17 protein-coding genes are annotated in these 13,068 nt (G+C 62.5%); 14 read left to right on the top strand and 3 right to left on the bottom strand.

Annotated elements, in window-relative coordinates:
* Positions 1-988 precede the first annotated feature (988 nt).
* From E8F20_RS27815 to E8F20_RS27770, 10 genes are all read left to right on the top strand, one after another.
* Positions 989-1,768 (top strand): hypothetical protein, encoded by a 780-nt coding sequence (locus E8F20_RS27815; protein ID WP_280286634.1) that lies wholly within the window; start codon positions 989-991, stop codon positions 1,766-1,768.
* 96 nt (positions 1,769-1,864) lie between these two features.
* Entirely contained in the window at positions 1,865-2,218 is a 354-nt protein-coding gene (locus tag E8F20_RS27810; protein ID WP_280286633.1) for a hypothetical protein, read from the top strand.
* A gap of 132 nt (positions 2,219-2,350) precedes the next feature.
* Positions 2,351-3,541, top strand: coding sequence for a phage tail sheath protein (locus E8F20_RS27805; protein ID WP_280286632.1), 1,191 nt, complete (start codon positions 2,351-2,353; stop codon positions 3,539-3,541).
* Positions 3,542-3,588: 47 nt separating this feature from the next.
* Complete coding sequence (locus tag E8F20_RS27800; RefSeq protein ID WP_280286631.1) at positions 3,589-4,104, top strand: phage major tail tube protein; 516 nt, start codon at positions 3,589-3,591, stop codon at positions 4,102-4,104.
* A 69-nt stretch (positions 4,105-4,173) separates the two neighbouring features.
* The gene (locus E8F20_RS27795; protein ID WP_280286630.1) at positions 4,174-4,518 is read left to right on the top strand and encodes a phage tail assembly protein; all 345 of its coding nucleotides are present in this window, start codon (positions 4,174-4,176) and stop codon (positions 4,516-4,518) included.
* A gap of 8 nt (positions 4,519-4,526) precedes the next feature.
* Positions 4,527-4,649, top strand: coding sequence for a GpE family phage tail protein (locus tag E8F20_RS27790; RefSeq protein WP_280286629.1), 123 nt, complete (start codon positions 4,527-4,529; stop codon positions 4,647-4,649).
* The gene (locus E8F20_RS27785) at positions 4,639-7,443 is read left to right on the top strand and encodes a phage tail tape measure protein (RefSeq protein WP_280286628.1); all 2,805 of its coding nucleotides are present in this window, start codon (positions 4,639-4,641) and stop codon (positions 7,441-7,443) included. The genes E8F20_RS27790 and E8F20_RS27785 overlap by 11 nt, the downstream gene beginning before the upstream one ends.
* Before the next feature lie 5 nt (positions 7,444-7,448).
* Positions 7,449-7,889, top strand: a complete 441-nt coding sequence (locus E8F20_RS27780; protein ID WP_280286627.1) for a phage tail protein — start codon at positions 7,449-7,451, stop codon at positions 7,887-7,889.
* The gene (locus tag E8F20_RS27775; RefSeq protein ID WP_280286626.1) at positions 7,889-9,139 is read left to right on the top strand and encodes a phage late control D family protein; all 1,251 of its coding nucleotides are present in this window, start codon (positions 7,889-7,891) and stop codon (positions 9,137-9,139) included. The genes E8F20_RS27780 and E8F20_RS27775 overlap by 1 nt, the downstream gene beginning before the upstream one ends.
* A gap of 125 nt (positions 9,140-9,264) precedes the next feature.
* On the top strand, positions 9,265-9,615 hold the full coding sequence (locus tag E8F20_RS27770) for a DUF6864 domain-containing function (protein WP_280286625.1): 351 nt from the start codon (positions 9,265-9,267) through the stop codon (positions 9,613-9,615).
* 437 nt (positions 9,616-10,052) lie between these two features.
* Here E8F20_RS27770 and E8F20_RS27765 read toward each other — a convergent pair whose 3' ends face one another.
* The 3 genes from E8F20_RS27765 to E8F20_RS27755 form a co-directional block, all read right to left on the bottom strand.
* Positions 10,053-10,238 carry a hypothetical protein gene (locus E8F20_RS27765; protein WP_280286624.1) on the bottom strand — a complete coding sequence of 62 codons (186 nt, stop codon included), beginning with the start codon at positions 10,236-10,238 and terminating at the stop codon, positions 10,053-10,055.
* A 138-nt stretch (positions 10,239-10,376) separates the two neighbouring features.
* Complete coding sequence (locus E8F20_RS27760) at positions 10,377-11,180, bottom strand: zinc ribbon domain-containing protein (protein ID WP_280286623.1); 804 nt, start codon at positions 11,178-11,180, stop codon at positions 10,377-10,379.
* A 55-nt stretch (positions 11,181-11,235) separates the two neighbouring features.
* On the bottom strand, positions 11,236-11,571 hold the full coding sequence (locus E8F20_RS27755; protein ID WP_280286622.1) for a helix-turn-helix transcriptional regulator: 336 nt from the start codon (positions 11,569-11,571) through the stop codon (positions 11,236-11,238).
* A gap of 84 nt (positions 11,572-11,655) precedes the next feature.
* On the opposite strand from E8F20_RS27755, the gene E8F20_RS27750 reads away from it, so the two are divergent.
* From E8F20_RS27750 to E8F20_RS27735, 4 genes are read left to right on the top strand one after another with little or no spacing between them, the layout of a single operon-like run.
* Complete coding sequence (locus E8F20_RS27750) at positions 11,656-11,916, top strand: DNA-binding protein (RefSeq protein WP_280286621.1); 261 nt, start codon at positions 11,656-11,658, stop codon at positions 11,914-11,916.
* A complete protein-coding gene (locus E8F20_RS27745; protein ID WP_280286620.1) occupies positions 11,897-12,367 on the top strand; it encodes a YmfL family putative regulatory protein in 471 nt (156 codons plus the stop codon). The genes E8F20_RS27750 and E8F20_RS27745 overlap by 20 nt, the downstream gene beginning before the upstream one ends.
* Complete coding sequence (locus E8F20_RS27740) at positions 12,364-12,672, top strand: ogr/Delta-like zinc finger family protein (RefSeq protein WP_280286619.1); 309 nt, start codon at positions 12,364-12,366, stop codon at positions 12,670-12,672. Before E8F20_RS27745 ends, E8F20_RS27740 begins: the two co-directional genes overlap by 4 nt.
* Positions 12,669-13,019 (top strand): hypothetical protein, encoded by a 351-nt coding sequence (locus tag E8F20_RS27735; protein ID WP_280286618.1) that lies wholly within the window; start codon positions 12,669-12,671, stop codon positions 13,017-13,019. The genes E8F20_RS27740 and E8F20_RS27735 overlap by 4 nt, the downstream gene beginning before the upstream one ends.
* Positions 13,020-13,068 lie beyond the last annotated feature (49 nt).

Raw genomic sequence — 13,068 nt, 5'->3', positions numbered from 1 at the left:
GAGCGAGGCGGCAGCGTTGAACTGGCCCGTAACTAGCGTGGCTGGTGCAACCGCGGTGCACTACAACGTCATTACCTTCGGACAGGCCGGGCGCATCACCCAAATCGCCTCCCAGGCCTACAGCGTCGGCGGCAACCAGGCGCGGACCTTCGTGCGGGCCAAGCATGACGCGGCCTGGTCGGGCTGGGATGAGTTGTTCACCAGCCGCAACTTCAACCCGGCACTCAAGGCCAACCTGGCAAGCCCTGCCCTTACCGGGACGCCGACTGCGCCAACCCCCGCCCTGAACGACAAGAGCACCAAGATCGCCACCACCGACTTCGTGCGTAAAAACGGGCGCAATCATGGGTCGGTTACATCGTTCAACGTGAGCACGACCCTGACGACGGCCCACGCCAACGCCATGGTCTATTTCTACGGCAGCACCGCTGGGCAAACGATCACCTGCCTGGCCTCGGCAAGCGCCGACGTCGGCACCGAAATCACCCTCATGAATCTGGGTGTGAACGTCACCGTCGCGCGCTCAGGGGCAGACACGTTCAACACCAACGGGATGACGTACACCAGCTTCACCCTGCGCCAGGGTGAGTCGGTCACGCTGATCTGCGTGGCTGCCGGCCAGTGGTTCGTGATGGGTACAGGCGTTCTGGGGATGGGCGGTAACTTCGGCGCCTCGCTCGGGGAGGTCGGCTGGCAGCAGTTGCCGTCCGGGCTGATTGTTCAGTGGGGGCTCACTGCTCCAGCCACCTCGGGCGACCTTACGCAGTCGTTGCCCATCGCGTTTCCGAACTACTTCCGCAGGGTTTTGGTCACGCAAGGCTATACCCCCGGCACCGGCTCCGTGGGCTATGCCGGTGCAGACAGAAGCGGCCTGGGCGCCTTCATCTGGCGGGGCAGCGCCGTCGGCAACTCCTACCAATACTGGGCAGTGGGCAACTAACACCATGCAGGGCGCCCTTGCCTGGCGCCCTGCTGTAAGGGGAAACCTATGCAGCAAATTCAAACCATGTTCTTCAGTGCGTCGCTCGTGGCCTTCTTCTGCGAAGAGGTACACGGGGCACGCAGCGTCTCGGCCGTCCACCCCGACTGGGTACGGCCAAACGTCCCCGTCGAGGTAGAGCCCGGCGATTCGATTGAGCTCCAGGACGGCACGATCTACACCAACACGACGGAAGAGCCCGTCACCGTCCAGGCTCCCGACTGGCTGGCCACGCCCACGCTGATCGAGGTCCCCAACCCCAGCACCAAGATTCCCGAGGACGCCGTCCAGGTACCGGCTGCCGAGTACCGTGCGCTGCTGGAGGGAATGAGCAACGGCAAGGTCTTGGCCAGCGACGCCGAAGGCCGCCCAGTGCTGCGCGATGCCCCACTCCCGGGAATCGCAGATTTGCGCGCGCTCATTGATAACCGTGTTGCTGAAGTGACGGCCAACTGGACACGCTTTGAGAACGAGTACCTGGAGCGCGAGGCTTCTGCTCGCACCTACAAGAATGGTGGCTATCAGGGCGTTCCGGCCGTGTGGGTGAAGGCATTCGCCGATGCTGCCTATGTGTTCGACCCGTCCAATCTGGAAGCGGCCGCCGCCATCTATCGCGAAGCCACTGACCTGATACTGGCCCAAGCAGACGGGCTGCGTGCTGCACAGCAGCAACTGGGCTGCCTGCGCATGCGCAAGTACGAGCTGAATCGACTCGAGGGGCAAGCCGCTGTCGATCGCTGCGCGGAAATTCTTGCAGCAGTGAACGCTCTCGCTGCCCAGATGAGCTGATCCAGGGCGAATTTAAGCCACGCTCGTCCGCACACCATTGAGCAGGAGTAAACTCAGAATATACTGTCTGCATATACAGTTGTTTTGAGGTTTTCCATGCACGACCTGGAAGACGCGGACGATTTCGGTTGCCTGGGCGTTCCGACCGACGAAGAGATGCTCCGGCAGCAGGTTCTGCTGCTGGAGAGCGAATACCAGGAATGCGCCAACCAGCTTCGCAAGGCAAAGCAGAACATCCGTCACCTGGTGGAGCAGCAGCAGCGCGTCAACGACGATCGAAGCCGGCTGCGAGTCCAGGTGGAAGAACTAACCCGGCGGGTCGAATGGCTGGACGGCTGGATCAAGGCACACCCACAGACCTACGAACCCCTCCATCCGACCTGGAACACCATCAAGTCGAATGGCATCCAGTGCTACCCCGTCCCTGCCAATTTTGACCCCATGAAATAGCCCCGCAAGCCGGGGCTTTTTCATGCCCGTCCTGTACCGGCCCTTCCTACAGGGCCCGTCGCTACCGCCGGGCTCGCGCGCGCGTCACCCTCAAGGCTCACTGATCTGGCACCCAGCCCTGCAGGAGCTCCCATGCCTAACGATTACCATCACGGCGCCCGAGTCGTCGAAATCAACCAGGGCAGCCGCCCCATCCGCACTATCTCGACGGGTGTAGTCGGCATGGTCTGCACGGCCAGCGACGCGGATGCCACCGTTTTCCCTCTGAACAAGCCCGCCCTGCTCACCGACGTGCTCACCGCTTCCGGCAAGGCCGGTGAGCTGGGCACCTTGGCCAAGAGCCTCGACGCCATCGCCGACCAGGCCAGTCCTGTGGTCGTGGTGGTGCGTGTGGCCGATGGCGAAGGTGCGGATGCCGCTGCCAAAGCCGCAGACCAGACTACCAAGATCATCGGCGGGGTCACTGTCGGCGGCCAATACACCGGCATGAAGGCCCTGCTCGCGGCCGAGGCCCAGCTTGGGGTGCGCCCGCGCATCCTGGGCGTACCGGGGCTGGATTCCCTGGCCGTCTCCACCGAGCTGGCCACCATCGCGCAGAAGCTGCGCGGCTTCGCCTATGCCAGCGCCTGGGAGTGCGAGACCGTGAGCGACGCGATCGCCTACCGCGAGAACTTCGGCGCCCGCGAGCTCATGCTCATCTGGCCGGACTTCGTGAACTGGGACACCACCACCAACGCCGACGCCCCGGCGGCTGCCGTCGCCCGCGCCCTGGGCCTTCGCGCCAAGCTGGACGAGCAGGTTGGCTGGCACAAGACCCTGTCCAACGTGCCGGTCAATGGCGTATCGGGTCTGTCCAAGGACGTGTTCTGGGACCTGCAAAACCCCAACACCGACGCCGGCCTGCTCAACGCGGCCGAGGTCACCACCCTGGTCCGTCGCGACGGCTTCCGCTTCTGGGGCTCCCGCACCTGCTCGGAAGATCCACTCTTCGCCTTCGAGAACTACACCCGCACCGCCCAGGTGCTAGCCGACACCATGGCCGAAGGTCACTTCTGGGCGGTCGACAAACCCATGCACGCCAGCCTGGTGCGCGACATCGTCGAGAGCATCAACGCCAAGTTCCGCGACCTCACCCGCCGCGGCTACCTGATCGGAGGTGAGTGCTGGTACGACCCGGCCTTCAACGACAAGGACACCCTCAAGGCGGGCAAGTTGTTCCTGGACTACGACTACACCCCCGTGCCGCCGCTCGAGGACCTCACCTTCCAGCAGCGCATCACCGATCGCTACCTGATCGACTTCGCCGCCCGCGTCAACGGTTGACCCATTCACCCGCGCGGCCGCTGGCCGCGCCGTAGGAGAGCCCCACCATGGCCCTGCCCAAGAAGCTCAAACACCAGAACCTGTTCAACGACGGCAACAGCTACGTGGGCGTCGTCGCCTCCGTCACCCTGCCGAAACTCGGCCGTAAGCTCGAGGCCTGGCGCGGCGGCGGCATGGACGGCCCGGTCAAGGTCGACCTCGGCCACAGCGATGACGGTATCCAGCTCGAGTGGACCCTCGGCGGCATCGACCTGCTGGTCCTGCGCCAGTTTGGCGCGGTGCGTGCCGATGGCGTGATGCTGCGTTTCGCCGGCTCCTTCCAGCGTGACGACACCACCGAAACCAGCGCCGTGGAGGTGGTTGTGCGCGGCCGGCACGAAGAAATCGACCTGGGCGAATCGAAGCCAGGCGAGGACACCGAGCACAAGATCACCACCACCTGCAGCTACTACAAGCTCACCGTAGACGGCGAAGTGATCATGGAAATCGACCTCCTCAACTTCATCCTCATCGTCGACGGCGAGGACCTGCTCGCTGCCCACCGCGCCGCGATCGGCCTGTAATCCATGCCGCTCGCCGGACACATCCCGCCGGCCCGTTCGCCGGCACCCCCAACCCAAAGGAGCAACCCCATGGAACGTACCGAAACCACCCAGGCCATCGCCCTGGACGAGAAGCCCAAGAACCCCGGAGAGGAAGTCATCACCCTCGACGTGCCCCTGGTGCGCGGCAACACCACCATCACCGAAGTGACCCTACGCAAGCCCATGAGCGGCGAGCTGCGCGGCGTCACCCTCCTGGATCTGGCCCAGATGGATGTGTTGGCCCTGCGCAAGGTCATTCCGCGCATCAGCACCCCCACCCTCACCGACAACGAAGTCGGCCGACTGGACCCAGCGGACCTGATGCAGTGCGGCGTAGCGGTGGCCAGTTTTTTGGTGAGGAAGGCCGAGAAAGAGGCCTTCCTCGTCGCGTAGAAGACGCCATGGGCGACATCGCCCTGGTGTTCCACTGGGCGCCAGCGGATATGGACCCGCTGTCGCTTTCTGATCTGATCGAATGGCGGGAGAACGCCAGGATTCGCTGGGAGCAAACACATGGCGCGTGATCTGCAACTAAAGGTCATTCTGGATGCAGTTGACCGCGCCACGCGGCCCATCCGCGCCATCACCCAGAGCAGCAGCGGCCTCGGTCGCCAGCTCAAGGAAACCCGCGAGCACCTGAAGTCCCTCGAACAACTGCAGCGCCAGGCCACCGGCTTCAAGAAGTACCAGGAGGAGTTGCAGGGCACCGGTACCGAGCTCCAGCAGGCCCGCGACAAGCTGGGCGCCTATCAGCGCGCCATGGAAGCTCACAAGGTCACCCAGCAGGCCCTGGGCGCCGAGGTGAACGTCCACCGCCGCGCCGTCAGCAACCTGCAGAGGGCTCTCCTCTCCGCCAAGGAACCCAGCGCCGCCCTCAACCAGCAGTACCTGATGGCCCGCGATCGCCTCACCCAGCTCGAAACCGGCTACCGCCAATCCCAGAGCCAAATGCGACGCTACAAGGACGACATCGCCAAGACCACGGCGGCAGTGCAGACCCTCAACGGCCGGCACCAGGACCAGAGCCAGCGCCTTGCGAACCTGCGTACCCGGCTGGAAAGCGCCGGCATCAGCACCGACAACCTGGCCACCCACGAGCAGCAGCTCGCCGCCGGCATGGTAAAGGCCAACGCGGCCATCCAGGCGCAGCAGGCCAAGCTGGCAGAGCTCACCCGGAAGCAAGAAGCCCTCAACCGCGTGCGCGCCCAATACGACCGCACCCAGCAGCTCGCCGGCAGCATGGCCGGAGCCGGGGCCGCCTCGGCGGCAACCGGTGCCGCGATGGGCGCGCCTGTCATCGGTAGCCTCAAGAGCTACATCGACTTCGAGGACGCCATGCTCGGCGTGGCCAAGCAGGTGGAAGGCGCGCGCGACGACAACGGCAAGCTCACCGCCACCTATTACGAGATGGGCGATGCCATCAAGGCCATGAGCGAGCGCATCCCCATGGCCACCACCGAAATCGCCGCCCTGGTCGAGGGCGGCGCGCGCATGGGCATCCAGGGCAAGGACAACCTGCTGAAGTTCGCCGAAGTGGCCGCCAACGCCGCCACCGCATTCGAGCTGCCGGCCGACCAGATCGGCGAGAACCTCGCGCGTATCGCCAACCTCTACAAGCTGCCGATCAAGAACATCAGTCAGCTTGGTGATGCCATCAACTATCTGGACGACAACGCCCAGTCCAAGGGCGCCGACATCATCGACGTAATGCAGCGCACGGCCGGCGTCACTGCGTCGGTGGGCATGAGCTTCCGCGATGCGGCAGCCCTGGGCTCCACCTTTCTCAGTCTGGGGGCCTCAGCGGAGGTAGCCGGTACCGCCACGAAGGCCATGATTCGCGAACTCTCCATCGCAGCCGATCAGCCCAAGCGCTTTCAGAACGGCCTGAAGACTCTAGGCCTGGACGCGGCGGCCTTACAGTCCGACATGGTCAAAGATGCCACCGGCACCATCCAGAAGGTGCTGGAAGCCGTCAACAGGCTGCCACAGGACCAGCAGCTCAGCGTCACCACCCAGTTGTTCGGCAAGGATTACGGCGACGACGCCGCCAAGCTGGCGAACAACATCCAGGAATACCGCCGTCAGTTGGAGCTGGCCAACGCGGCCGGCGGCAATGGGTCCATGCAACGCGAGGCCGATATCCGAGCGGATGCGATGTCTGCACGCCTGGAAATGGCGCAGAACCGTCTGTTCAATCTCTCCAGCGGCTTGGGCGAAACCCTCCGGCCCACACTCGTTGAGCTGCTGGAAGGGTTCGGCGCGATCGTCGGACGCATTTCGGCCTGGGTGAAAGCCAACCCAGAACTTACTGGACAGATCCTCAAGACAGTCGCTGGCGTTGCCGCCTTGGCGACCGGCTTCGGTGCCGTGGCCCTTGCCATGGCTGGATTTCTGGGGCCATTCGCCATGTTCCGCTACGGCCTGGCGCTCACCACCATTCGGGGCGTCAGCTTGGGTGGCGTCCTGCTCAACATCGGAAGAAAAGCGCTGCCCCTGGTGGCTACAGGATTGCGCCTTCTGGGCGCCCTGGCTCTGGCGAACCCCATCCTGGCAGTTATCACCGGCATCGCGCTCGGGGCCACCCTGATCTATGCCAACTGGGACAAGCTGGGCCCCTACTTCGAGGGCATGTGGGCCGAGATCAAGGCAGGCTTCAACGGCGGCCTTGGCGGCATCATCACCACCCTGATGAACTTCAACCCGGTCGGCCTGGTGTACCGCGCCTTCGCGGAGGTGTTGAACTACCTCGGCCTCGATCTGCCGGTGCGCTTCACTGAGTTCGGCAACATGATCGTCCGAGGCCTGGTTAACGGTCTGCTGGCAGGCCTTAGCCAGATCAAGGGCGCCATCAACCAGGTAGCCAGCTCCACCATCGGCTGGTTCAAGGAAAAGCTCGGCATCCACAGCCCGTCGCGCGTGTTCGCTCAATTGGGCGGCTTCACCATGCAGGGCCTGGAACAAGGGCTCGCCGGGGGCGAGAAGGGGCCGCTCAGCCAGATGGCCGACACGGCCAAGCGCCTCGCACAGGCCGGCGCCGTCTCGATCGGCCTGACGGCGGCCAGCATGGCCACCGCCACCCCGGCGATCAGCAACGTCGAACCGCTGAATATCGACAAGCGGGCACCCCTGGGCGCAGCCCGCGCAGCACCGGCCAGCGCTCCGGCGTTTCCGCCCATCACCGTTCAGGTCTACGCAGCCCCAGGCATGAGCGAGCAGCAGCTTGCCCAGTTGGTTGGCCAGAAGGTCGGCGAAGCACTGGCCCAAGCATCCCGCGCCAGCCAGGCCCGCGCCCGTAGTTCGCTCAGCGACCAGGAGTAACCGCCATGATGATGGCCCTCGGCATGTTCGTCTTCGGAATGGAGACGCTCGCCTACCAGGAGTTCCAACGGCAGCGCGAATGGCGCCACGGCTCGACCTCGCGCATCGGTACCAACCCGGCGCGCCAGTTCCTAGGTAAGGGTGACGACACCATCACCCTGCCCGGCGTGCTGGTACCGGCACTGGCCGGCGCCGCCATCAGCCTCGACACCCTGGCCTACATGGCCGACACCGGAAAGGCCTGGCCCCTGGTGGAGGGTACCGGGCGCATCTACGGTGCCTGGGTAATCGAGAGCCTGAGCGAAACGCGCACCTACTTCTTCAGTGACGGCGCCGCCCGCCGCATCGAGTTCACCCTCACCCTCAAGCGGATCGACGAAGGTCGCGTGGATATCCTGGGCGCGGCAACCAGCACTGCCGGCGACATCCTGCGGGGGCTGTTGTGATGGTGGGTGGCATCATTGACGGCGCTCAGCGCCTGTACCGCGAAACTACCGCCTACCCCCGCCCTATCTGCCGCCTGGTGGTGGATGGCCAGGACATCACGTTGGCGATCGAGCAGCGCCTCGTCAGCCTCGACCTCACCGACAACCGAGGCATGGAAGCGGACCAGTTGGACGTGGTACTCAGCGACCACGACGGGATGCTGGCCATCCCGCCGCGTGGTGCTGTACTGAGGCTCTGGCTGGGCTGGAGCGATACCGGTCTGGTGGACAAGGGCAGCTTCACGGTGGACGAAACCGAGCACAGCGGCGCACCCGATCAACTCAGCATCCGTGCCCGCAGCGCCGACCTGCGCGGCGGGCTCAAGGCCAAGCGCGAGCGCAGCTGGCACGCCACCACCATCGGCGCCGTGGTGAGTGCGATTGCCGCCGCCTACGGCCTGTCCGCCGTGGTCAGCTCGGCACTCAGCATCATCGACGTGCGGCACCTGGACCAGGCCAACGAGTCGGACGCCAACCTGCTCACCCGCCTGGGCCAGGAGCACGACGCCATCGCCACCATCAAGGCCGGGCACCTGCTGTTCATGCCCGCCGGCAAGAGCACCACCGCCACCGGCCTGGCCCTACCCCATGTGACCCTGACCCGCCTGGACGGTGACCAGCACCGCTTCCTGCAGGCCGATCGCGACAGCTACACGGGCGTGAAGGCGTACTACTACGAGGTGAACAGCGCGGAGAAGAAGGAGGCGATTGCCGGCGGTGGTGACAACCTCAAGGAACTGCGCCACAGCTACACCGACCAGGCCAGCGCCTTGCGCGCCGCCCGGGCAGAGTGGCGCCGCCTGCAGCGCGGTACCGCCACCCTAAGCTACACCCTGGCCAAGGGCCGCCCGGAGCTGATCCCGGACCAGACCTACACCCTGGCCGGCATCAAGGCGGAGATCACCGAGCAGATCTGGGTGGGTGGCAACATCCGCCACAGCTTCAGCCCGGAGGCCTTCACCACCAGCCTCGAGCTGGAGTCCAAGCTGCCGGACGAGGAAGTCGCCGACCTGGCCGAAGGTGGCCAGGGCAACTACACCGGCATCGTTGCCTGGTACCGCGACGAGAAAACGGGGGAACAGAAGAAGGTCACCAAGGGCGATCAGACCAACCCCCGGCGCCTGGTACACCTCTATGCGTCGAAATCCAACGCAGAGCGGGCAGCGGAAAGGGAGTGGAAGCGGATGCAGGAAAAACAGAAGGTCCCGTAATGGGGCATTCTCGTATGCCTTAGTAGCGCTATGGCATCGAGTGGGGTAGGGTTCGAAGATTTGGCGCGATAATTCGATTTATATTAGATAGCGTTGCGAAATTTTATGGAGCGTTGGAGGTATTTGTGTTTGAAATAAAAAGCTTTATTGATGGTTATGAGGTGGTTGGCTCTGGGGTTCTTCATTTAGGGGTGCCAAGATGCAAGATAGTGTTCGATGGTATGCCAATCGAAATGGAGTTTAAAAATGACTTGGGAGCAGTTCGTTACGATATGAGGGTCGAAGGCAGGACCTTGTATTTCGATCTTTATAATTTTAAGAACTCCCTTGGCGAAGGTAGGGTTGAGCCAATTGTTATTGCTCAGGCGCAGGGAAGGTCTGTTCTGTTTTCTTTTTATGTTGAGACCTTGGGTGGGCAGGGCGATGTGAGAGTAATGAGTTATTCATTCCTCTTGGGGGCCAACGAGAATGGCTGAGCCAGTTGCTGGAAGGATTGATTCTGGTGAGGTTGGGAAGCAGGCGCCTCAGCCAAGGTCAGGTATACCCGGGAAAATTACCGAGAACATTGGCACTGGGGAAAATGCAAAGAATTCCATAGTTTGGATGACAATTACTTGGAGCTTTATCATTGCCGCAGTTGTGAGCGGTTGTGTATTTCTTCTAAGTTTGCGTTCTTGTGGAGATTTTGTTGATGATATGAAGACAGTTTGGTCAATATTTGTTCCTATAATAACCTTGGCTCTAGGTTATGCCTTTGGTAAGAGCAAGTAGTGTTTCCATGTTTCTCGCCTGTCGGGTTGTGGGTGGTCGTTTGATCTTTTGACTGAACCACACCACCCGGCAAAGCCACGACGGCGCGTAGACCACTCCGTCCATGAAAAAGGCGCCTCAAGGCGCCTTTTTTGATTCTGGATCAGTTGGCCGGTGGTTGCGTCGTACGCGTCGCCATGGCTGATACGAATCGCAGCACGTTCTCTTGGCGGTTGTCATCGAGCTGGCGATACCACCGAATCAGAATCAGCTCCTGGTGCGTGAGCTGGGTGGGATGCAGGGGGTGATCCTTGGCGGTACAGCTGACTGCCTGCTGAAGCGACAACATGCGCGAACTCCATACGCGAACTACTGTATGTCCATACAGTATATGGGTGCACTGGCTTTGCCAACTGTCCAAAACTTTACATGTCAAAAAAGAAGCCCGGCGCTTGGCCGGGCTTCTTGTGCATCCTGGCTGCAGAGGTCAGCCATTTCCTACCTGGTCACCACCTTTCGTGCTCGCGGCCATAGGGGGTAAGGTCAGGTAGACGCCATTCTCGCCCCAGCCCTGCAGCGTACCGTCGGACAGGATCATGTAGTGCTCATTGAAATTGTTCTCAGGGAGCTCTAGGCGCAGTCCTCCATCGGGTAGCTTCTGCGCGAGATACTCTTCGGTGTTCTTGCCGCCATCGGAAAACACGGAGTCGATGAAGTACTTCCCGTCCTTCGTGTAGAGCACCATCACATGGCCCAGGGCGCCATCACGCAGCCAACTGCCGACTCGGCTCGGGTAACCCGCCAGATCGACAGCAGATAGCTTCTGGTAGTCGTCCGCACTCAAGCCGATCAGCGTGCTTTCGTAGTCCGGGTCAAAGCTGGCATTGGCCCAGTAGGTGCTTTCGGTCTGGCCCTCGACTCTGAAACCGATGAAGGTCCTGTCGGCATCGAACTTGGAGTCCTCCCGAATAGCCTTGGCCACTTCGGCTAGCTCTGAATCGGTCAAACGCCGTGGCAGGGTGGCTTCCACCTTGCGCGGGCGACCCTCGCGGAACTCGTCCTGGGTAATGGTGTAGCTAATTGCAGGCTTGCTGGAAGTCTCCTCAACGGACTTGATCACGCCCAGCTGAAGCGCGCATGCCACCACGACAAGGCCAGAAAAAACGCCAGCAGTGCTACCGGCCAGCTGTCGGGAAAACCACCCCTTGCCACCGGCTTTCATCCGTTTCGCAAGCAACCACCACACGCCCACTACAGCCGCTAAAGCCAGCAACGCCACAACACCATCCATCACACACTCCCTCTGTTGAAACGCATCCCTACTACTCCTTCTGGTTTTGGGTTTTCTAAGCGGTGGGTCCCATGCTGGTTGCCGCAAGGGCAGAAATTAGGTGGGCGACCGCTTCCTGATCCTTTTCGCTCAAGGAGTGGTACTGCTCAAGGATTCGGGAATCTGCTGCGCTGATGCTGTCAGCGGGCAGCGGAACGTGTTGTCCAGTCACCACGTAGAGAATATCCACCCCTACATCAGCAATTGCAGCCAGGTACGCGGCATCTGGACTGCGATCCCCTTTCTCGTAGTTGTACTGGGTGTTCTTCGAGACGCCAGCCTGCGCGGCGAAATCGGTCTGGTTCGATCCCAGACGTTCACGTTCTTGTTTCAGGCGGTCCCCAATTCCCACAAATGTCTCCATAAGGCGTTGACAGTCCCAAAACATTGGGAAAGAATGTGCCTGCAATCACACGAAATCACACGAATTTGAACTATGCCGAACGCCAGCATCGACGAGCAAGCCCGCGCGGCTGCCCGCAAGCGCCTCGAGGATCAGGGAATGTCCCTTCGGGACTTCGCCCTGAAGCACGACCTGAACCCCAGCACCGTCTATGCGGTGCTCAACGGCCAGAAGAAATGCCTTCGCGGTGAAGCCCACCGCGCCGCAGTCCTGCTCGGCATCAAGGAAGGCGTGGTCAACGATAGTCCCCTGGCCGTCAAGGATGAACGAGAAGATGAAACGCCCCATTCTTGACACCCGCCGCAAGGTCCTCAGCGCCGTGATCGCCGCCTACCCGGGCGGCCGGGAATGCGCCGCAGCCCGCCTGGGCCTGGACCTGAAGAAGTTCGACAACCACCTCTACGAGAACGCCGGCCACCGCCCCCTGAGCGATGAGCAGGTGCTCCAGCTCGAGCAGGACACGCGCACCACCTACCTCGCCGATTACATCTGCGGCATGTACCAGGGCGTGTTTGTGTCCATGCCGGAAGTGGGCGAGCTCGACAACGTCGACCTATACGCCCGCTCGATCAAGACCGAAGTGAAGGAAGGCCGCGTCGGCCAAGTCATCGCCAAGGCGCTGGCAGACCAGCGCATATCTCAGGTGGAAGCCGACGAAATCTTCGCGGCGCACCGCGAACACATGGCAGCGATCGCCGAGGAAGTACGCGCGGTGATTGCCCTACACATGGAGCGCAAGCAATGAGCAAGGGAAGCGTCTACAAGCTCGTCTGCCCAGCCTGCGGCGGGAAAATGCGTATCCGTAACAGCGAGGGCCAGACCCCGGTGTTCCGTTCCATGTACGCCCAGTGCCTGAACATCCCCTGCGGAGCCACCTTCTCCGGCTCCATGAGCTGGGACTACCAGTTGAGCCCCTCCGGCCTGGACAAGCCCCGTGTGGTGCTGCCCGTGGCCCCAGCCGTGGCACGCATGCAGGCCCTGCGGGACAACCGCGAGGCCTCCGATCAACTCGACCTGTTGGACACCCTGCACGAGGAGGCCTACGCATGAGCCAGATCGTTATGGAAAACCCGCAGCAGTACCGCGTGGCCATGCAGGCCGCTGCTCTGGCCTTCCTGGAGCGCCACCAGGGCCAGCACCTTGACCAAGAGGAACTGGCCGAGCGCACCACCCGCCACCTGGTGGAAGCGCTCGACGTGCCCACCTTCATGGCGTCCCGCTTGGTGCATCTGGCCCTCAGCCAGTTGCACAACGGCGCTGAGTGGGTCGGCCTGGATCTCGCGGCCGGCCCTGATGAACACCTGGTGATCCTGGTGGACACCGACAGCGGCCAACGCGCCCTGATTCCGCGCCGGATTCTCTCCGACGCCTTCCTCGCCCAAGCCGGCGCCCGATAACCCGAACCTTTGACCCAGCCCATGCCGTGGGTTTGGGGAAGTTACACCC

The organism is Pseudomonas sp. BN415 (assembly GCF_029871195.1).
Lineage (GTDB): Bacteria > Pseudomonadota > Gammaproteobacteria > Pseudomonadales > Pseudomonadaceae > Metapseudomonas > Metapseudomonas resinovorans.
The sequence above is the reverse complement of the archived record's forward strand: the minus strand, read 5'-3'. Positions and strand labels throughout refer to the sequence as shown.